Consider the following 18,786-nt stretch of genomic DNA (forward strand, 5'->3'; position numbering starts at 1 on the left):
CCGCGCACCGCTGTCCCTGAAGGCCGCGCACCGCTGTCCCTGAAGCCCGCGCGCCGCCGCGCCCGAAGCCGACGCGCCGCCGCCCCGGACACCCGCGCCGGCGCTCACACCCGCGGCAGCGACTCCACTTCGAGTCCGCCCTCGATGGCCAGGATCCGGTGCAGCCGGGTGGCCACCAGCAGCCGCTGCATCTGGGGCGGCACCCCGCGCAGCACCAGCCGCCGGCCCGCTCGGCCGGCCTTCCGGTGCGCTCCCATGATCACGCCGAGCCCGGTGGCGTCCCAGGAGTCGAGCTCGGTCAGGTCGAGTACGAGGTCCCCGCCGCCGGATTCCAGGGCGGTGTGCAAGGCCGTACGGGCGTCCGCCGCGCTCCGGACGTCGAGTCGGCCCCCGACGACGAGCTCGGCGTGGTCGCCCCTGATGTGCATATGCGCTCCCCTATGCGGTGCTCCCCCGGCTGTCGCCGGGATGGGCCCCCTGTCTCCCATGAGGCAATCTGGTCTATCGAATTGACTGTGTCTCATGCGGTGAAGTTGCCGCTTGTAAGCGAACCGATACCGAATTCACCCGCAAGGGTGCACCTGCCCCTGATTGCGTTTGAGATGCGCAACAGGGGCAGGATGGCCGTACGGGCGGGACCGGGTCGGCGGGCGGACCGGGTCAGTAGTGGTAGAACCCGCCGCCGCTCTTCCGCCCGATGTCACCGGCGTCGACCATGCGGCGCATGATCTCCGGCGGCGCGAACTTCTCGTCCTGGGACTCGGTGTAGATGTTCTCCGTGGCGTGCAGCAGGATGTCCACGCCGGTCAGGTCGGCCGTCGCGAGGGGTCCCATCGCATGGCCGAAGCCCAGCTTGCACGCGGTGTCGATGTCCTCGGCAGTGGCCACCCCGGACTCGTACAGCTTGGCCGCCTCGACGACGAGCGCGGAGATCAGACGGGTGGTGACAAACCCCGCGACGTCGCGGTTGACGACGATACAGGTCTTGCCGACGCCCTCGGCGAACTCCCGTGCGGCGGCGAGGGTTTCATCGCTGGTCTTGTATCCGCGCACCAGCTCGCACAGCTGCATCATCGGCACGGGCGAGAAGAAGTGGGTGCCCACGACCCGCTCGGGGCGCTCGGTGGCCGCCGCGATCTTGGTGATGGGGATGGCCGAGGTGTTGGAGGCGAGAATCGTCTCGTCCTTGACCAGGCCGTCGAGGGTGCGGAAGATCTCCCGCTTGACCTCGATCTTCTCGAAGACGGCCTCCACCACGACATCCGCGTCGGCGGCGGCGTCCAGCTCGGTCGTGGTGGTGATGCGCGCCAGGGCCTGCTCGGCGGCCTCGGCGTCCAGCTTGCCCTTGGCCACGAACTTGTCGTACGAGGCGCGGATCGCGTCCGTGCCGCGGCGCAGCGCCTCATCGGTCACATCACGGAGCACGACGTCCCAGCCCGCCTGGGCGGAGACCTGCGCGATGCCGGATCCCATGAGTCCGGCCCCGATGACCGCGAGCTTCCTGGCCACGTTCACGTCCTTTCGTACGTTGCGTAACTGACGCCGTTGGCCGGACCTTAACGCCCGTTCACGTCTCCTGGCAGCCCCTAGTAAGGCGCGTCACGGTGTGTTCTTCGCCGCATAGTTGAGCACGCGATCGCTGAGGAGCGACTCCATGACGTCGATCTGGCGCAGCACCTCCACGGAGGTCTGCTCCGGGGCGCCGCCCGCGGCGTGGCAGCGCGCGATGCTGCGGTGCACGGCGTTCTGCATGCCGATGACCTGGTGGGCGATGAACTCGGGGGTCGGGTCGTCCGGGGCGGCCCCCGTCTCCTCGCGCAGGGTGGCGGCGAACCGGTCGACGGTCCGGCCCTGCATCCGCAGCACCCGGGCCATCAGCGTCGGCGACTCCTGGACGACCCGCATGAAGCGCGCGTAGCCCGGATCCATCCCGGCGTACGGGTTCCGCTCCGCGACGTCCTGGCGCAGCCGGGCCAGCACCGCCCGCACCGCCGAGGTGCCCTCCGCGCGCTCCCGTACGAGCAGCGAAGGGCGCTCGACGACTTCGTCCTCGCGGTCGAAGAGGAGGTCTTCCTTGGCGGGGAAGTAGTTGTAGACGGTGTTGACCGAGACCTCGGCGACCTCGGCGACCGCGGCGATGGTGACCGCGTCGAAGCCGTGCTCCAGGAAGAGCGCGGTGGCCATGTCCGAGATGTGCTGCCTGGTCTGCCGCTTCTTCCGCTCTCTGAGCCCTTCCGCCATGCCCCCATCCTAGCTTCGATGGGGTCTATGAAATTTTGGGGTCGTTGCAAAATTTAAGTGTCCCTGCTTTTCTAGGCACATGCCTGTCATCAGCACGGCCGGGCTCGCCCGGACCTTCCAGACCAAGCACGGCCCCGTCGAGGCGGTCCGCGGCATCGACCTCACCGTCAGCCCGGGCGAGATCCTCGGCTTCCTCGGCCCCAACGGCGCGGGCAAGACCACGACCCTGCGCATGCTCACCACGCTGCTCCCGCCCACCGGCGGGGCCGCGACCGTCGCCGGGCACGACCTCGCCCGCGACCCGGCGGGGGTGCGCCGGAAGATCGGGTACGTCGCCCAGTCCGGCGGCGTCGACCCGTCCGTCTCCGTCCGCGAAGAACTCGTCACCCAGGGGCGCCTGTACCGGCTCGGCAAGGCGGAGGCCGCCGCCCGCGCCGAGGAACTGGCCACCGAACTCGACCTCACCGAACTGCTGGACCGCAAATGCGGCGCCCTGTCCGGCGGCCAGCGGCGCCGCCTCGACATCGCCATGGGCCTCACCCACCGCCCGGTGGTCCTCTTCCTCGACGAGCCGTCCACCGGACTCGACCCGGGCAGCCGGGCCGACCTGTGGGACCTGATCCGCAAGCTGCGCGCCGACCATGCCATGACGGTCTTCCTGACCACCCACTACCTCGACGAGGCCGAAGCGCTCGCCGACCGGCTGGTCATCGTCGACAACGGAACGGTGGTCGCCGAGGGCACCGCCGCCGCCCTCAAGGCCGAGTACGGCGGGTCGCCCGACGCCACCCTCCAGGACGCCTTCATCGCCATCACCGGGCGCGGCGCCGCACAGCCCGACGCCGCCCCGCTCGCCGTCTGACGACCCCAGGAGCCCTACGCCGTGTCCAACCTGCTCTCCGACACCGGCCTGATCTTCGGCCGCTATCTGCGCCAGGCCCTGAACTCCAAGGTCGCCGTGGTCTTCGGGCTGCTGCAGCCCATGTTCTACCTCGTCTTCTTCGGCCCGCTGCTGCACGACGTCCCGCTCGGCGGCGAGGGCGACTCCTGGCAGGTCCTGGTCCCCGGACTGCTCATCCAACTCGGCCTGTTCAGCGCCGCGTTCGCGGGCTTCGGCATCCTCCTCGAGAAGCAGTTCGGGGTGATCGAGCGGATGCGGGTCACCCCGGTCAGCCGGCTCGCGCTGCTGCTGGGCCGCGCGCTCAAGGACGTGGTCCAGCTGCTGGTCCAGTCGCTGGTCCTGGTGATCGCCGGCGTCGCCCTGGGGCTGCGCGCTCCGGTGCTCGGGGTGGTCGTGGGCTTCGTCTTCGTCGGCCTGCTCACCATCTCGCTGGCCTCGCTGTCGTACGCCCTGGCCATGCGGGTCGACAGCCCGCAGGGGTTCGCCCCGGTCATCAGCACCGTCAACATGCCCGCGATGCTGCTCTCGGGCGTCCTGCTGCCGATGGCCCTGGCGCCCGGCTGGCTGGACGCCGTCTCGCGCTGCGTACCGTTCCGCTACCTGGTGGACGCGGTGCGCGCCGCGTATGTCGGGGACTACGCCTGGGACACCGTCGGCCTCGGCGCGCTGGTCGGACTCGCCCTGTGCGCGGTCTCGATGACGGTCGGCACCCGGGTGTTCCGCAAGGCCGGGGCGTAGGGCCTGTTCTCCGTCCCCCGCGCGTAGGCTCGGGCACATGGTCAGACTCACCCGCATCTACACGCGCACCGGGGACAAGGGCACCACGGCCCTCGGCGATATGAGCCGCACCGCCAAGACCGACCCGCGGATCGCCGCGTACGCCGACGCGAACGAGGCGAACGCGGCGATCGGGGTGGCCATCGCGCTGGGGGCGCTGCCCCCGGAGATCGTCAACGTACTGGTCCGCGTCCAGAACGACCTGTTCGACGTGGGCGCGGACCTGTCCACCCCGGTCGTCGAGAACCCCGCACACCCACCGCTGCGCGTCGAACAGAGCTATATCGACAAGCTGGAGGCGGACTGCGACCTCTTCCTCGAAGGTCTTGAGAAGCTGCGCAGCTTCATCCTCCCCGGCGGCACGCCCGGTGCGGCCCTGCTGCACCAGGCGTGCACCGTCGTACGGCGGGCCGAGCGCTCCACGTGGACGGCGCTCGACGAGTACGCGGAGTCCATGAATCCGCTCACCGCCACCTATCTCAACCGCCTCTCCGACCTGTTGTTCATCCTGGCCCGGGTGGCCAACAAGGAGGTCGGGGACGTGCTGTGGGTGCCCGGCGAGAACCGCTGATCACCGCTTGGTGAGGGACCAGGGCCGACCGCTTCCGTCGGCCCTGGTCTTCTCCTTGGGAGGCCAGACGGTGTAGCCGACGGCGACCAGCAGGTGGATGCCCGCGACCGTCAGCATCTGCCGCTGCCACGCCACCATCGCGTCGGTGCGGTCCCCGTCGCCGATCAGCCAGATGCACATCTGCAGCACGGCCACCGCGATCACCGCGGCGATCAGCGTCATCCGCCACAGCCGCCACTCATGCCGCACCCGCGCCGCACCGTACTTGGGCGGCTTGACCGGGGGCGGCCCACCCGCGAACCGGTGGGCGAAGCGCCCGTCCGCCCAATTGATCATGTAGTGCCCGTACGCGATGGAGAAGCCGAGGTAGACCGCGGCCAGCCCATGCGCGGTGGACGGCTCGGCGCCCCGCCGCAGATCGATCACGGTCGCGGTGAGCAGCACCACGTCCAGCAGCGGCACACAGGCCAGCAGTACCGTCCCGGCCCGCGGTTTCCGCAGGACGTACCGCACACACAGGCCGCCGAGCAGCACCACCCAGAAGCCGACCTCGCTGGCGACGATCAGTCCCACGATCACGGCCCGTTCTCCCTTCTCCCGCCTGTCTCCCCTACCGTCCCGCGCGATCCGGGCCGCCGCGTCGTCGGCGACGACGAGACCGGACTGCATCCTTCGATGTACGCCGCGCACCCCCGGACTCGTCCGGAAGCGGACGCAGGCCCGGCGGCCGCGTGCTGTGATGGACCCATGCCGCCCAGACTGCCGCCGCCGCACCGCGTCGACGTCGCCATCGGCCTGGGCGGACTCCTCGGCGGACTGCTGCTGATGGGGCTCGGGCTGCGCGGCGGGGTGTATCTGGGCGAGCTGTCGCCCATCACACTGCCCCAGTGGTCGACGGTCACCGCGCTGGTCGCCATGGCGGTCGCCGAACTGCTGCGCCGTGTGGCCCCGGGCACCGCCCTGGCGCTCGGCACCGCCGCCCTCGCCGTGGACCTGTGCGGCGGCTCGCTCATCGCGACCGTCCTGATGTACACGGACCTGGTGTACGCGGCGGTCCTCTACGGACCGGCCTCCCTCGCCCGGCGGCTGCCGCCCGCGTGCGTGGCGACCACCGTGGTCGCCACGGTCGTGCCGCTGGCGCTGCTGCGCACCCCCGAGTCGCTGTTCATCGGCCTGGTCACCGCCCTGCTCACCTTCGCCCCGGCCGGCACCGGGGCGATCGTACGCAATCACCAGGAGGCCGCCGAGGCCGCCCGTCTTGAGGCCGAGCGGACGGCGCTGCTCGCCGAACTGGACCGGCGGGAGGCGGTGGTGGCCGAGCGCGGCCGGATGGCCCGCGAACTGCACGACCGGGTCGCCGGACATCTGTCGGCCATCGCCATCCACTCCACCGCCGCGCTGTCCCTGGGCGACGCCGCCGCGACCGACCAGGCGCTCACTGTCATCCGGGAGAACAGCGTGCTGGGCCTGGCCGAAATGCGCCGCCTCATCGAGCTGCTGCGCGATGCCGGCGGGGAGCCGGAACCCACCGCGGCGCCCACCCTCGACGCGCTCGACGTGCTGGTCGAGCGGGCCCGCTCGGACGCCACCTCCGTCAGCGGGCTCAAGTTCACGCTGCGCGACGACCGTCCGCCGGGCGGCGCCGCGCTCCCCGCGCCGGTCGAGCTGGCCGCGTACCGCATCGTCCAGGAGTCCCTGACCAACACCCTCAAGCACGCGGCGCCCGGCAAGGTGACCGTACGCCTCGCCCAGCACGCCGACGGCCCCCCGGAGGGCGGCGTCCTGGAGGTCGGCGTCCTGGAGGTCGGCGTCACCAGCCCGTACGACACCCGCCCCGACCCCCGTGCGCCCGGCTCCGGTATGGGCCTCATCGGGATGCGCGAACGCGTCTCCCTGCTCGGCGGCACCCTCGAAGCGGGCCCGCACACCGGGCCGTCCGGCACGGTGTGGCGGGTACGGGCGGTGCTGCCCCTCGACGGCAAAGGAGCCATGACACGGTGAAGGACCAGTACGACGGGGTGAACGAGGCGGGGCCGACGAGGATCCGGGTGGTGGTCGCCGAGGATCAGCTGGCCGTACGGGCCGGGCTGGTGCTCATCCTGCGGTCCGCGCCCGATATCGAGGTGGTCGCGGAGGCGGCCGACGGCGAGCAGGCCGTACGCCTGGCCCGCGAGCTCCGCCCCGACCTGGTGCTGATGGACATTCAGATGCCTCGCCTGGACGGGGTTTCGGCCACCCGCGAGATCGCCGCCGAACAGCTGGCCGATGTGCTGATCCTGACCACCTTCGACCTCGACGAGTATGTCTTCGGCGCCCTGCGCGCCGGGGCCGCGGGCTTTCTCCTCAAGGACAGCGACGCGGCCGGTCTGCTGGCGGCCGTACGGACGGTGGCCAGCGGCGAGGGCATGATCGCCCCGGCCGTCACCCGCCGTCTGATCGCCGAATTCGCCCGCCCGCAGTACGCACCGGCGGCCCCGACCGCCGACCCGGCGGCGCTCGCCTCCCTCACCCCGCGCGAACGCGAGGTGCTGGGCGCGCTGGGCCGCGGCCTGTCCAACGCCGAGATCGCCGACCATCTCGCCATGGCGGAGGCCACCGTGAAGACCCACGTCAGCAGGGTGCTGGGCAAGCTGGGGCTACGCAGCCGGGTGCAGGCGGCGGTACTGGCCCAGGAGCAGATCCGGGCATAACAAAACGCGCCCAGCCTCCCGGGCGCGCCCTTCGGTGACCTCTTACGCCACGTTGACCCGCTGCCCCGGCGGAGCGGCCTCCAGCCAGGCGAGAAAACCGGTCAGCGCGTCCTCGCTCATCGCCAGCTCCAGCCGGGTGCCGCTGTGCAGACACGCCAGCACCACGGCGTCGGAGAGCAGCGCCAGCTCCTCCTCGCCCTTGGGCGTACGCCGCTCCAGCACCTCGATCGAGGCGCGCTCCAGCACCCGGCGCGGTCTGGGCGCGTACGAGAAGACCCGGAACCACTCGATCCGGTCACCGTTGTAGCGGGCGACCCCGTACACCCAGCCCTTGCCGCTGGGCTCCGGTTCCATCTCGCCCTCGGGCGCGTTCCACCGCAGTGAGCAGTCAAAGGTTCCGCCGGACCGCTGGATCAGCCGCCGCCGCAGACCGAAGACGAAGAGTCCCACCACCACCAGCGCGACGACCACGCCGCTCACAAGCAGAGCGAGGACCATCTTCACCGACCTCCTCGCGTCATCCGGAAAAACCGCACCTGCATCGCCTCAGACCGTCCGACAGCAGGACGGTCTAAGCCGCGGACCGGCGTGGACAAGTTCCCACGCGGCCCGCGGCTGAGGATTTCGACCGTTCGTGACAGGCTTCAGTGCACTCCCGCCACAGCGCGCAGCCGGACGTCGGCGCGCCGCTCGGCGGCGGCGTCCGCCTCCGACTTGGCGCGCTCCAGTGCCCGCTCCGCCCGCTTGACATCGATCTCGTCGGACAGCTCCGCGATCTCGGCGAGCAGCGAGAGCTTGTCGTCCGAGAACGAGATGAAGCCGCCGTGGACCGCGGCGATAACCGTTCCGCCCTCGCTGGTGCGGATAGTCACCGGGCCGGACTCCAGCACACCGAGCAGCGGCTGGTGGCCGGGCATGACGCCGATGTCACCGGATGTGGTGCGCGCGATGACCAAGGTGGCCTTGCCGGACCAGACACTACGGTCCGCCGCGACCATCTCGACATGCAGCTCAGCAGCCAACGTGGCTCCTCGGGTCTCCACCTGCCGGGGGCGACAGGGCTTTCGTCAAAGGATAACGGGCGTACGGAGAGGGGTGGGACGCGGCCCACCCCTCTCCGGTGACCTCGGGGTCAAGAAGACCGGACTTCAGAAGACCGGCCTTTAGGAGACGCCCAGCTCCTTGGCGTTCTTCTTCAGGTCCTCCAGACCACCGCACATGAAGAAGGCCTGCTCCGGGAAGTGGTCGAACTCACCGTCGGCGATCGCGTTGAACGCGGTGATCGACTCGTCCAGCGGCACGTCCGAGCCGTCGACGCCGGTGAACTGCTTCGCCGCGTGGGTGTTCTGCGACAGGAAGCGCTCGATACGGCGGGCGCGGAAGACGGTGAGCTTGTCCTCCTCGCCGAGCTCGTCGATGCCGAGGATGTTGATGATGTCCTGCAGGTCCTTGTACTTCTGCAGGATCGACTTGACCCGCGAGGCACAGTCGTAGTGGTCCTGCGAGATGTAACGCGGGTCCAGGATCCGGGAGGTGGAGTCCAGGGGGTCCACCGCCGGGTAGATGCCCTTCTCCGAGATCGGACGGGAGAGCACCGTCGTCGCGTCGAGGTGCGCGAAGGTGGTCGCCGGGGCCGGGTCGGTCAGGTCGTCCGCGGGGACGTAGATCGCCTGCATGGAGGTGATCGAGTGACCGCGGGTCGAGGTGATGCGCTCCTGGAGGATGCCCATCTCGTCGGCCAGGTTCGGCTGGTAGCCCACCGCGGAGGGCATCCGGCCGAGCAGGGTCGAGACCTCGGAACCGGCCTGGGTGAAGCGGAAGATGTTGTCGATGAAGAACAGCACGTCCTGCTTCTGCACATCGCGGAAGTACTCCGCCATGGTCAGACCGGCCAGGGCGACCCGCAGACGGGTGCCCGGGGGCTCGTCCATCTGGCCGAAGACCAGCGCGGTCTTGTCGAGAACGCCGGCCTCCTCCATCTCGACCATGAGGTCGTTGCCCTCACGGGTGCGCTCGCCGACGCCGGCGAACACGGAAACGCCCTCGTGCAGCTTGGCCACACGGACGATCATTTCCTGGATGAGGACGGTCTTGCCGACGCCCGCGCCGCCGAACAGACCGATCTTGCCGCCCTTGACGTACGGGGTCAGCAGGTCGACGACCTTCAGACCGGTCTCGAACATCTCGGTCTTGGACTCGAGCTGGTCGAAGGCCGGGGCCTTGCGGTGGATCGACCAGCGCTCGGTGACCTCGGACTCGGCCTCGGGCTCATTGAGGATCTTGCCGAGGGTGTTGAACACCCGGCCCTTGGTCATGTCACCGACCGGGACGGTGATGCCGTCGCCGGTGTCGGTCACCGGGGCCTGGCGGACCAGGCCGTCGGTGGGCTCCATGGAGATGGCGCGTACCAGGCCCTCGCCGAGGTGCTGGGCGACCTCGAGGGTGAGGGTCTTGGTCTTGCCCTCCTCGGAGGGGTCGATGACCTCGACCTTCAGGGCGTTGTAGATCTCCGGCATCGCGTCGACGGGGAACTCCACGTCGACGACCGGGCCGATGACCCGCGCGACGCGGCCAGTGGCCACGCCGGCAGGAGCGGTCGGCTCAACAGTGGTGGTCATAGTTGTCAGTCACTCCCCGCAGAAGCGTCGGCCAGGGCGCTCGCGCCACCGACGATCTCGCTGATTTCCTGGGTGATTTCGGCCTGGCGGGCCGCGTTGGCAAGTCGCGAGAGCGACTTGATGAGCTCTTCGGCGTTGTCGGTCGCCGACTTCATCGCCCGACGGGTGGCCGCGTGCTTGGACGCCGCGGCCTGCAGCAGAGCGTTGTAGATACGGGACTCGACGTACCGCGGCAGCAGCGCGTCGAGCACCTCCTCCGCCGACGGCTCGAACTCGTACAGCGGCGCGATGACATCCTTCGCCGCCGTCTCCTCCGCCGTCTTCTCCATGCTGAGCGGCAGCAGCCGGTGGTCGACCGGGGTCTGCGTCAGCATCGAGACGAACTCGGTGTAGACGATGTGCAGCTCGTCCACGCCACCCTCGGCGGTGGCCTGCTGCACGGCCTCGATCAGCGGGCCCGCGATCTTCTTGGCGTCCGCGTAGGTCGGGTTGTCCGTGAACCCGGTCCACGACTGAGTGACCTTGAGCTCGCGGAAGCCGTAGTAGGCGACACCCTTGCGGCCGACGATGTAGGTGTCGACCTCCTTGCCCTGCTCGGTGAGGGTCTTGGTGGCCTGCTCGGCCGCCTTGATCACGTTCGAGGAGTAGCCGCCGGCCAGACCGCGGTCGCTGGTGATGAGCAGCAGCGCGGCCCGGGTCGGGCGCTCGGCCTCGGTGGTGAGCGGGTGCTGGGTGGTGGAGCCGGTGGCCACCGCGCCCACCGCCCGGGTGAGCTCACTGGCGTACGGAGTCGACGCGCTCACCTGGCGCTGCGCCTTGACGACGCGCGAGGCGGCAATCATCTCCATCGCCCTGGTGATCTTCTTGGTCGCAGAGATGGTTTTGATCCGCCTCTTGTAGACCCGGAGTTGGGCACCCATGCTCAGCCCTCGCCCAGCAGCTTGCCGTCCGAGGTCTCGAACTGGCGCTTGAAGCTCTCGACGGCCTCGGCCAGCGCACCGATGGTGTCATCGGACATCTTGCCGCCCTCGACGATGCTGGTCATCAGGCCCTTGTGCTCACGGTGCAGATAGTCCAGCAGCTCGCGCTCGAAGCGGCGGACGTCCTCGACCGGGACATCGTCCATCTTGCCGTTGGTGCCGGCCCAGATGGAGACGACCTGATCCTCGGTGGCGTACGGGGCGTACTGCGTCTGCTTCAGCAGCTCGACCATGCGCGAACCGCGCTCCAGCGACGCCTTGGAGGCCGCGTCCAGGTCGGAGCCGAAGGCGGCGAACGCCTCGAGCTCACGGAACTGGGCGAGGTCCACCCGGAGCCGGCCGGAGACCTGGCGCATTGCCTTGTGCTGGGCGGAGCCACCGACGCGGGAGACCGAGATACCGACGTTCAGAGCCGGGCGCTGGCCGGCGTTGAACAGGTCGGACTCCAGGAAGCACTGGCCGTCGGTGATGGAGATGACGTTGGTCGGGATGAACGCCGAGACGTCGTTGGCCTTGGTCTCGACGATCGGCAGACCGGTCATCGAACCGGAACCCATGTCGTCGGAGAGCTTGGCGCAGCGCTCCAGCAGCCGGGAGTGCAGGTAGAAGACGTCACCGGGGTACGCCTCGCGGCCCGGCGGGCGGCGCAGCAGCAGCGAGACGGCGCGGTAGGCGTCGGCCTGCTTGGACAGGTCGTCGAAGACGATCAGGACGTGCTTGCCCTGGTACATCCAGTGCTGGCCGATGGCCGAGCCGGTGTAGGGGGCCAGGTACTTGAAGCCCGCCGGGTCGGACGCCGGGGCGGCGACGATCGTCGTGTACTCCAGGGCGCCGGCCTCCTCCAGCGCGGCGCGCACGCCGGCGATGGTGGAGCCCTTCTGGCCGATGGCGACGTAGATGCAGCGGACCTGCTTCTTCGGGTCGCCCGAGCGCCAGTTGTCACGCTGGTTGATGATCGTGTCGACGGCCAGCGCGGTCTTGCCGGTCTGCCGGTCGCCGATGATCAGCTGACGCTGGCCACGGCCGATCGGGGTCATCGCGTCGACGGCCTTGTAGCCGGTCTCCATCGGCTCGTGCACCGACTTGCGCTGCATGACCGTGGGGGCCTGCAGCTCGAGGGCGCGGCGGCCCTCGGTCTCGATCTCGCCGAGGCCGTCGATCGGGTTGCCCAGCGGGTCGACGACGCGGCCGAGGTAGCCCTCGCCGACGGCTACCGAGAGCACCTCGCCGGTGCGCTGCACCTGCTGGCCCTCCTCGATGCCGCTGAACTCACCGAGGACGACCGCGCCGATCTCGCGCTCTTCCAGGTTGAGCGCGAGGCCGAGGGTGCCGTCCTCGAACTTCAGCAGCTCGTTCGCCATGGCCGAGGGAAGACCTTCGACCTTCGCGATGCCGTCGCCGGCAACGGTGACCGTACCGACCTCCTCGCGCGAGGCCGCGTCCGGCTTGTACGCCTGGACAAAGTTCTCCAGCGCGTCCCGGATCTCCTCCGGCCGGATCGTGAGCTCCGCCATCTGGGTTCCCTGCTCTCCTTGTTGGGCCCGAAGTATCTGACCACGGCCCAACTCGGGCCGCTTACATGCTTGTTGAGTTGGCTTTTGAGTTGGTACGGCCTGGGTCAGCCGGCCATCCGCCGGGCCGCCTCGCCCAGGCGGTCGGCGACGGTGCCGTCGATGATCTCGTCGCCGACGCGTACCTCGATCCCGCCGAGGACCTCGGGGTCCACATCCAGGTTGAGGTGCACCTTGTGGCCGTACAGCTTCGCCAGAGCCGCACCGAGACGCTGCTTGTGCTGGTCGCTGAGCGGCACAGCCGAGGTCACCACCGCGACCAGGCGGTTGCGGCGGGCCGCGGCAAGCCGCGAGAGGGCGTCGAGCCCCGCTTCCAGGCTACGTCCCCGCGGCTGGGCCACAAGACGGGCGACCAGCCGCTCGGTGGCCGGATTGACCCGGCCGCCCAGCAGCTCGCGCACCAGCGTGACCTTCGCCGAGGTGGTGGCGACCCGGTCGGTCAGCGCGGACCGCAGCTCGGTGGACGAGGAGATGATCCGGCCGAACCGGAACAGCTCGTCCTCCACGTCGTCGAGGGCGCCGGCCCGCTGGGCCGCCACGAGGTCGGCGGCGGACGCCAGCTCCTCGATGGAGTCCACCAGGTCGCGCGAGCGCGACCAGCGGGACCTGACCATGCCGGAGACCAGGTCGATGGTCTCGCCGCCGACCTGGCCGGACAGCAGGCGCGCGGCCAGCTCGGCCTTGGCCTCGCCGGGCTGCGCCGGGTCGGTGAGGACCCGGCGCAGCGAGACCTCGCGGTCGAGCAGCGCGGTGACGGCGGCCAGCTCGTCCGCGAGCTTCGCGGCGTCGACGGAGGTGCTGTCCGTCAGCGCGTCGAAGCGCTCGCGCGCTGCGGCCAGTGCCTCGCGGCTCGCTCCGTTCATCGGCCGGCCTCGGCCTTCGTCTCGGCCGTGGCGTCGGCCTTCGTCTCGAGCTCATCGAGGAACCGGTCGATCACGCGGCTCTGCCGGGCGACGTCCTCCAGGGACTCGCCGACGAGCTTGCCGGCCAGGTCGGTGGCGAGCTTGCCCACGTCCTGGCGCAGCGTCTGCGCCGCCTGCTTGCGGTCGGCCTCGATCTGGGCGTGGCCCGCGGCGATGATCTCCTCACGCTGCCGCTGACCCTCCGCGCGCATCTCGGCGATGAGCGCGGCGCCCTGCTCCTGCGCCTCCTGGCGCAGCCGCGCGGCCTCATGACGAGCGTCGGCGAGCTGAGCGCGGTAGTCCTCGAGGACCTGCTGGGCCTCGGCCTTACGTGCCTCGGCCTCCTCCATGCCGCCCTCGATCGCCGCACGGCGCTCGTCCAGAACCCGGTTGATGTTCGGGAGGAGCTTCTTGGCGAAGAAGAAGAAGACGATGGCGAAGGCGATGAGGCCGATGACGAGCTCTGGGATCGGCGGGAGAAGCGGGTTTTGCGTCTCCTCAGCCAGGGTTGTCAAGGCGTTCACATCATTGCCTTTCGTCCGTGGGACCGGTCGTTCGCCGCGGTCACTTGGTCGGGTAGACGAACGGCATGACCAGACCGATCAGGGCGAGCGCCTCACAGAGAACGAAGCCGAGGATCTGGTTGGCGCGGATCAGACCGGCCGCCTCGGGCTGACGGGCCAGCGCCTGGGTGCCGTTACCGAAGATGATGCCGACGCCGACGCCGGGGCCGATGGCCGCGAGGCCGTAGCCGATCGAGCCGAGGTTGCCCTTGAGCTCGACAGCGGCGAGGGTCGTCTGGAGAGCGGACATGCCGATTCTTCCTTCTCTTTCACGGACCGGTGGGGGTTGGCCACCGGACGCCTTTTAGGGCGGGGCTGGCTGGGGTCTCAGTGGTGCTCGGCGAGAGCGCCCTGGATGTAGGTGCAGGCCAGCAGGACGAAGACGTATGCCTGAAGGGCCTGGATGAACAGCTCGAACATGGTCAGCAGGATGACCATCACGAACGAGACGCTCGCGTAGGCGATGCCGATGCCGTTCAGCAGGTACCAGCTGGCGATCGTGAAGATCAGCAGCAGGATGTGCCCGGCGAACATGTTGGCGAAGAGCCGTACGGCGTGGGTGAACGGCCGGATGAGCAGGTTGGAGAAGGTCTCCAGGACCATGACCAGCGGCAGCACCGGGCCCAGCGACTTGTCGTAGCCGGTGATGTTCTTCCAGCCGCCGACGAAGCCGTGCTTCTTGAAGGTCAGGCTGACCCACAGGATGTAGACGATCGCGGCGAGGCCGGCCGGGAAGGCGATGATCGACGTCACCGGGAACTGGGCGAGCGGGATGACCGACCAGAGGTTCATCATCCAGATGAAGAAGAACAGCGAGACCATGAGGGGGACGTACTTGTCGCCCTCCTTCTTGCCCAGGGCCTCGTAGACGACACCGCGGCGCACGAAGTCGTAGCCCGCCTCGCCGATCATCTGCAGCTTGCCGGGGACGATCTTGGCCTTGCCGAAGGCGGCCCAGAAGAACACCATCACGACCACGGTGCCCAGCAGAGCCAGCAGGACCGGCTTGGTGAACTCGAAGCCGCCGATGGTGGCGATCGGCTCGAAGGTGAATGAGTGGAGCCCTGGGGCCGGGAAGCCGCACCCGTCGAAGATGTGGCAATCGGTCTCGAAGGCGAGTGTCTGGTCAGGACTCACCGCGAGCTCCTTCAGCGTGGCGCATGGGTACGGCAACCTCGTTGTGTCGGCGCGGCGCATGGCCGCGGAACGGCACTGGACTGGTCTTGCGAATGTGGGGGCGGCTTGTCGGCACAAGTCCGGTGTGGTCGGTGGGCATCAGCTGCATGGGCCGCCGATTCCGTCCCGTGGAATCCGGGGGTTCAGCCACCTGCGCCCGCTGTGCCTCAGATGGCACCGGACGATAGCAGGTGAGCGGACGTGCCCTTATACCGGCCCTACAGATCACGATGGGGACCCGGCGGGAGAAACCTTCTTCTCCCCCGCCGGGGTCCGTTCGTCTTCGGACTCCGGCTGCACATAGAAGATCTTGGCCTTCATGTGCGCGCGGGTCTGCGCGGTGATCCACACCAGCGTCGCGGCGAGCAGCGAGAAGGCGAAGGCCCTGGTGTTGAAGAGCGTGGTGTCCCTGAAGACGCCCAACACCACCGCCATCAGCAGGAACTGCACGGCGTAGAGCGCGAGACCCATCATCTGGAAGATCTGCGGAAGCTTGTTGGCGGTCCGCACCAGCACGATCAGGTCGATCGTCATCAGCGCGATCACCAGAATCGCCCCGAACGCGGCCCCCAACGCGCCCTTGCCACCGGCGAGTACGGCGCCGACGGCAATGGCGGCGGCGCCGACGACTGCGGTGGGCACGGCACACTGCAGGAGCGTTCGGGCGTCGTTGGACTGCATGAAGGGTTCTCCGGCAAGAGTCGGAAGCAACGGTTCGTCGTTGACGAGCGTATCCCCGGGGATCAAAGGAACCTCACGACGAAGGACAGTCGCGCTACGGCCCTTCGGCTCTGGCACCGGGTTTTCGTGAACGGTATCACAAACTATTTGATGAGGTCTTTACCTGCCGGATGTGCTGCACATCACACGGGAGAGTTAAGGAGCATATCTCACATTGACGGCGATGGACGCCGAATAAGCCCGCTACCGAGAGCTACGGATCTTCTTCTCCCAGCCACCGCCGGGAGTTGCCCCCTGCTGCGTGAACCGGGAGCGGTCGCCGATCGCGGTGGCCCCGTTGACCCCGGCCGGGACCCGGCCCACCGGCTCGGCCGCCGCATCACACGACGCCTCCGGTGCGACCTCCCGCGCGGCCGCGGCGATCCGGTTCCGGCGGCGGCGGTACCGAGGCGGAACGAAGCCCTCCGCCCAGTGCGGCACCCGCGGGGTGAACCGCGGCAGCAGCAGCAGGACCAGGCCCACCGCGCTCAGCCCCACGATCGAGAGCACGAACCACATGCTGACCGAGTTCACCGAGTACGCCACGGCGCCGAACGCGATCAGCGCCGACCAGAAGTACATGATCAGCACCGCGCGGCTGTGCGAGTGGCCGATCTCCAGCAGCCGGTGGTGCAGATGGCCGCGGTCCGCGGCGAACGGCGACTGGCCCCGCCAGGTACGGCGGACGATGGCCAGCACCAGATCGGCGAACGGCACCGCGATCACGGTCAGCGGCAGCAGCAGCGGGATGTAGACCGGCACGGTGGCGTGCACCGTGGCGGTCACGGAGCCGGTGAACAGCCTCATCGCGTCCGGGTCCACCTGACCGGTGATCGAGATCGCGCCGGCCGCCAGCACCAGGCCGATGAGCATCGAGCCGGAGTCGCCCATGAAGATCCGGGCCGGGTGGATGTTGTGCGGCAGAAAGCCCAGGCACATCCCCATCAGAATGGCGGCGAACAGGGTCGCGGGGGCGGCCGCCTCCAGGCCGTAGCCGTACCAGATGCGGTACGCGTACATGAAGAACGCCGCGGCCGCGATGCACACCATGCCCGAGGCCAGACCGTCCAGGCCGTCCACGAAGTTCACCGCGTTGATGGTGATCACCACGAGCGCGACCGTGAGCAGCGTGCCCTGCCAGGGGGTCAGCGAGACCGGGCCCACCCCGGGCACCGGCAGCCACAGAATGGTGAGGCCCTGGAGCACCATCACGCCTGCGGCGATCATCTGGCCGCCCAGCTTGATCAGCGCGTCCACGCCCCACTTGTCGTCCAGCACGCCCAGCAGCCAGATCAGCCCGGCCCCGGACAGCAGCGCGCGCGGCTCGTTGGACAGCTCGAAAACGCCCTTGAGATTGGTGAGATGGGCGGCGACCAGCAACCCCGCGCACAGCCCGCCGAACATCGCGATACCGCCGAGCCGCGGCGTGGGCTCGCGGTGCACATCGCGCGCGCGGATCTCCGGCATCGCGCCCACCACGATGGCGAACTTCCGAACCGGCCCGGTCAGCAGATAGGTGACCGCGGCCGTGATGCACAGAGTCAGCAGATATTCACGCACAGACTGCCCCACAGATGTCGCTGGCCATCTCAGCAACACACACTAGCCCCCTCCGGCCAGTGAGACGGGCCATCGACGAGGACGTTGTCCGTCCTTGAGTCGGTTCCACCCGTTCCGGCTCCGCGAAGATCAGTCGTCGTACGGTGCGAACGCCGTCGCCAACTCCCTGACCTCGGCCCGCAGTTCCCGCAGCCGCTGCGAGGTCTCCTTCTCCCGCAGCGCCACCACGAGCAGCTGGGCGATGCGCGCCATCTCGTCCGGCCCCATCCCCTGCGTGGTCACCGCCGCGGTGCCCAGCCGGATGCCCTTCACGCAGCCGGCCGGCGCGGTCGCGGACGCCACCGCGCAGCTGTCCAGCACGATGCCCGCCGCGGCGCAGCGGGCCCGGGCGGCGGGGCCGTCCAGGCCCAGGGCGGCCGGGTCGGCGGTGATCAGATGGGTGTCGGTGCCGCCGGTGATCACCGGGATGCCCTCGGCGGCCAGGGCGTCGACCAGCGCATGGGCGTTGGCGACGACCCGGTGGGCGTACGCGGTGAACGCCGGCTGCGCGGCCTCGGCGAACGCGACGGCCTTGGCGGCGACGGTGTGCATCTGCGCTCCGCCCTGCGTAAAGGGGAAGACCGCGCGGTCGACCCGCTCGGCGAGGTCCGCGCCGCACAGCACCATCCCGCCGCGGGGCCCGCGCAGCACCTTGTGCGTGGTCGCGCACACCACATCGGCGTACGGCACGGGGTTGGGCGCGGCCTTCCCGGCCACCAGGCCGATGGGGTGGGCGGCGTCCGCGATCAGATACGCGCCGACCTCGTCGGCGATCTCCCGGAAGGCCGCGTAGTCCAGGTGGCGGGGGTAGGAGATCGAGCCGCAGACGATCGCCTTGGGGCGGTGGGCCCGCGCCAGGTCGCGGAGCTGGTCGTAGTCGATCAGTCCGGTGTGCGGGTCGACGCCGTAGCCGATGAAGTCGAACCAGCGGCCGGAGAAGTTGGCCGGGGAGCCATGGGTGAGATGTCCGCCGTGCGCCAGCGCCATCGCCATCACCGTGTCACCGGGCAGCAGCAGCGCGGCGTACGCGGCGAGCACCGCGGAGGAGCCCGAGTGCGGCTGCACATTGGCGTGCTCCGCGCCGAACAGGGCCTTCGCCCGGTCCATGGCGATCCGCTCGGCGACGTCGACCAGCTCGCATCCGCCGTGGAAGCGGGCGCCCGGGTAGCCCTCGGCGTACTTGTTGGCCAGTGGCGAGGCCAGGGCGGTGAGCACGGCCCGGGAGGTGAAGTTCTCCGCGGCGATCAGCTGCAGCCCGCCCCTGACGCGGTCCAGCTCACCCAGGATGATCCCGGCGATATCGGGGTCCTGCCGGCGCAGCGCGTCGAAGTCGGGTTCCCAGGAAGCGTTGGCCGTACGGATCACACCGGCCTGACCGGTGCGGCCGGCGTGACCGGTCTGCCCGGCCGGGTTGCCGCGCGGCGGCGCGGGGGTAGCGGCCATCGCTAGCTCACAGCCTCAGGTAGAACAGGCCCGG

At 69.6% G+C, this 18,786-nt stretch carries 21 protein-coding genes; 5 read left to right on the forward strand and 16 right to left on the reverse strand.

Going from position 1 to position 18,786, the window contains the following annotated elements:
* Positions 1–104: 104 nt before the first annotated feature.
* From CCN51_RS23025 to CCN51_RS23035, 3 genes are all read right to left on the reverse strand, one after another.
* The gene (locus tag CCN51_RS23025) at positions 105–428 is read right to left on the reverse strand and encodes an STAS domain-containing protein (protein WP_014176360.1); all 324 of its coding nucleotides are present in this window, start codon (positions 426–428) and stop codon (positions 105–107) included.
* A 232-nt stretch (positions 429–660) separates the two neighbouring features.
* Positions 661–1,509 (reverse strand): 3-hydroxyacyl-CoA dehydrogenase family protein, encoded by an 849-nt coding sequence (locus CCN51_RS23030; RefSeq protein WP_014176361.1) that lies wholly within the window; start codon positions 1,507–1,509, stop codon positions 661–663.
* A 90-nt stretch (positions 1,510–1,599) separates the two neighbouring features.
* Positions 1,600–2,241 carry a TetR/AcrR family transcriptional regulator gene (locus tag CCN51_RS23035; protein WP_014176362.1) on the reverse strand — a complete coding sequence of 214 codons (642 nt, stop codon included), beginning with the start codon at positions 2,239–2,241 and terminating at the stop codon, positions 1,600–1,602.
* Between the two features lie 79 nt (positions 2,242–2,320).
* Here CCN51_RS23035 and CCN51_RS23040 point away from each other — a divergent pair, with 79 nt between their 5' ends.
* The 3 genes from CCN51_RS23040 to CCN51_RS23050 are packed head-to-tail and all read left to right on the forward strand — an operon-like array spanning position 2,321 to position 4,490.
* A complete protein-coding gene (locus CCN51_RS23040) occupies positions 2,321–3,103 on the forward strand; it encodes an ABC transporter ATP-binding protein (RefSeq protein WP_014176363.1) in 783 nt (260 codons plus the stop codon).
* A gap of 21 nt (positions 3,104–3,124) precedes the next feature.
* Entirely contained in the window at positions 3,125–3,880 is a 756-nt protein-coding gene (locus tag CCN51_RS23045) for an ABC transporter permease (protein ID WP_014176364.1), read from the forward strand.
* A 37-nt stretch (positions 3,881–3,917) separates the two neighbouring features.
* A complete protein-coding gene (locus tag CCN51_RS23050) occupies positions 3,918–4,490 on the forward strand; it encodes a cob(I)yrinic acid a,c-diamide adenosyltransferase (protein WP_014176365.1) in 573 nt (190 codons plus the stop codon).
* On the opposite strand, the gene CCN51_RS23055 is transcribed toward CCN51_RS23050, so the two are convergent.
* Entirely contained in the window at positions 4,491–5,159 is a 669-nt protein-coding gene (locus CCN51_RS23055) for a hypothetical protein (protein WP_014176366.1), read from the reverse strand.
* A 78-nt stretch (positions 5,160–5,237) separates the two neighbouring features.
* On the opposite strand from CCN51_RS23055, the gene CCN51_RS23060 reads away from it, so the two are divergent.
* Both CCN51_RS23060 and CCN51_RS23065 read left to right on the forward strand, forming a co-directional pair.
* On the forward strand, positions 5,238–6,491 hold the full coding sequence (locus tag CCN51_RS23060) for a sensor histidine kinase (RefSeq protein ID WP_014176367.1): 1,254 nt from the start codon (positions 5,238–5,240) through the stop codon (positions 6,489–6,491).
* Positions 6,488–7,180, forward strand: coding sequence for a response regulator (locus CCN51_RS23065; protein WP_014176368.1), 693 nt, complete (start codon positions 6,488–6,490; stop codon positions 7,178–7,180). Before CCN51_RS23060 ends, CCN51_RS23065 begins: the two co-directional genes overlap by 4 nt.
* A gap of 42 nt (positions 7,181–7,222) precedes the next feature.
* Here the strand turns inward: CCN51_RS23065 and CCN51_RS23070 are convergent, their stop codons facing one another.
* The 12 genes from CCN51_RS23070 to CCN51_RS23125 form a co-directional block, all read right to left on the reverse strand.
* Entirely contained in the window at positions 7,223–7,678 is a 456-nt protein-coding gene (locus tag CCN51_RS23070) for a DUF2550 domain-containing protein (protein ID WP_043490168.1), read from the reverse strand.
* Positions 7,679–7,824: 146 nt separating this feature from the next.
* Positions 7,825–8,202, reverse strand: a complete 378-nt coding sequence (locus CCN51_RS23075; protein ID WP_086860034.1) for a F0F1 ATP synthase subunit epsilon — start codon at positions 8,200–8,202, stop codon at positions 7,825–7,827.
* 141 nt (positions 8,203–8,343) lie between these two features.
* The gene (gene atpD, locus CCN51_RS23080; protein ID WP_014176371.1) at positions 8,344–9,798 is read right to left on the reverse strand and encodes a F0F1 ATP synthase subunit beta; all 1,455 of its coding nucleotides are present in this window, start codon (positions 9,796–9,798) and stop codon (positions 8,344–8,346) included.
* 5 nt (positions 9,799–9,803) lie between these two features.
* Positions 9,804–10,718 (reverse strand): F0F1 ATP synthase subunit gamma, encoded by a 915-nt coding sequence (locus tag CCN51_RS23085; RefSeq protein ID WP_043486764.1) that lies wholly within the window; start codon positions 10,716–10,718, stop codon positions 9,804–9,806.
* A gap of 2 nt (positions 10,719–10,720) precedes the next feature.
* Positions 10,721–12,292: a F0F1 ATP synthase subunit alpha gene (gene atpA, locus CCN51_RS23090; protein WP_014176374.1), complete on the reverse strand. Its 1,572-nt coding sequence runs from the start codon at positions 12,290–12,292 to the stop codon at positions 10,721–10,723.
* Between the two features lie 104 nt (positions 12,293–12,396).
* The gene (locus CCN51_RS23095) at positions 12,397–13,212 is read right to left on the reverse strand and encodes a F0F1 ATP synthase subunit delta (protein ID WP_014176375.1); all 816 of its coding nucleotides are present in this window, start codon (positions 13,210–13,212) and stop codon (positions 12,397–12,399) included.
* The gene (locus tag CCN51_RS23100; RefSeq protein WP_014176376.1) at positions 13,209–13,775 is read right to left on the reverse strand and encodes a F0F1 ATP synthase subunit B; all 567 of its coding nucleotides are present in this window, start codon (positions 13,773–13,775) and stop codon (positions 13,209–13,211) included. Before CCN51_RS23100 ends, CCN51_RS23095 begins: the two co-directional genes overlap by 4 nt.
* Positions 13,776–13,815: 40 nt before the next feature.
* The gene (locus CCN51_RS23105; protein ID WP_014176377.1) at positions 13,816–14,064 is read right to left on the reverse strand and encodes an ATP synthase subunit c family protein; all 249 of its coding nucleotides are present in this window, start codon (positions 14,062–14,064) and stop codon (positions 13,816–13,818) included.
* Between the two features lie 77 nt (positions 14,065–14,141).
* Complete coding sequence (gene atpB, locus CCN51_RS23110) at positions 14,142–14,951, reverse strand: F0F1 ATP synthase subunit A (protein WP_014176378.1); 810 nt, start codon at positions 14,949–14,951, stop codon at positions 14,142–14,144.
* A gap of 264 nt (positions 14,952–15,215) precedes the next feature.
* The gene (locus tag CCN51_RS23115; RefSeq protein ID WP_014176379.1) at positions 15,216–15,671 is read right to left on the reverse strand and encodes a Cg1360 family ATP-synthase-associated protein; all 456 of its coding nucleotides are present in this window, start codon (positions 15,669–15,671) and stop codon (positions 15,216–15,218) included.
* A gap of 243 nt (positions 15,672–15,914) precedes the next feature.
* The gene (locus CCN51_RS23120) at positions 15,915–17,270 is read right to left on the reverse strand and encodes an MraY family glycosyltransferase (protein WP_055413931.1); all 1,356 of its coding nucleotides are present in this window, start codon (positions 17,268–17,270) and stop codon (positions 15,915–15,917) included.
* A 129-nt stretch (positions 17,271–17,399) separates the two neighbouring features.
* Entirely contained in the window at positions 17,400–18,752 is a 1,353-nt protein-coding gene (locus CCN51_RS23125; protein WP_014176381.1) for a serine hydroxymethyltransferase, read from the reverse strand.
* Positions 18,753–18,786 lie beyond the last annotated feature (34 nt).

The organism is Streptomyces milbemycinicus, assembly GCF_002154605.1.
GTDB lineage: Bacteria > Actinomycetota > Actinomycetes > Streptomycetales > Streptomycetaceae > Streptomyces > Streptomyces milbemycinicus.

Bases quoted from the DNA above. Each gene is read 5' to 3' on its own strand.
- CCN51_RS23025 (WP_014176360.1), bottom strand. From the start codon at position 428: ATGCACATCAGGGGCGACCACGCCGAGCTCGTCGTCGGGGGCCGACTC.
- CCN51_RS23035 (WP_014176362.1), bottom strand. From the start codon at position 2,241: ATGGCGGAAGGGCTCAGAGAGCGGAAGAAGCGGCAGACCAGGCAGCAC.
- CCN51_RS23040 (WP_014176363.1), top strand. From the start codon at position 2,321: ATGCCTGTCATCAGCACGGCCGGGCTCGCCCGGACCTTCCAGACCAAG.
- CCN51_RS23050 (WP_014176365.1), top strand. From the start codon at position 3,918: ATGGTCAGACTCACCCGCATCTACACGCGCACCGGGGACAAGGGCACC.
- CCN51_RS23055 (WP_014176366.1), bottom strand. From the start codon at position 5,159: ATGCAGTCCGGTCTCGTCGTCGCCGACGACGCGGCGGCCCGGATCGCG.
- CCN51_RS23060 (WP_014176367.1), top strand. From the start codon at position 5,238: ATGCCGCCCAGACTGCCGCCGCCGCACCGCGTCGACGTCGCCATCGGC.
- CCN51_RS23070 (WP_043490168.1), bottom strand. From the start codon at position 7,678: ATGGTCCTCGCTCTGCTTGTGAGCGGCGTGGTCGTCGCGCTGGTGGTG.
- atpD (WP_014176371.1), bottom strand. From the start codon at position 9,798: ATGACCACCACTGTTGAGCCGACCGCTCCTGCCGGCGTGGCCACTGGC.
- CCN51_RS23085 (WP_043486764.1), bottom strand. From the start codon at position 10,718: ATGGGTGCCCAACTCCGGGTCTACAAGAGGCGGATCAAAACCATCTCT.
- atpA (WP_014176374.1), bottom strand. From the start codon at position 12,292: ATGGCGGAGCTCACGATCCGGCCGGAGGAGATCCGGGACGCGCTGGAG.
- CCN51_RS23095 (WP_014176375.1), bottom strand. From the start codon at position 13,212: ATGAACGGAGCGAGCCGCGAGGCACTGGCCGCAGCGCGCGAGCGCTTC.
- CCN51_RS23105 (WP_014176377.1), bottom strand. From the start codon at position 14,064: ATGTCCGCTCTCCAGACGACCCTCGCCGCTGTCGAGCTCAAGGGCAAC.
- CCN51_RS23115 (WP_014176379.1), bottom strand. From the start codon at position 15,671: ATGCAGTCCAACGACGCCCGAACGCTCCTGCAGTGTGCCGTGCCCACC.
- CCN51_RS23125 (WP_014176381.1), bottom strand. From the start codon at position 18,752: ATGGCCGCTACCCCCGCGCCGCCGCGCGGCAACCCGGCCGGGCAGACC.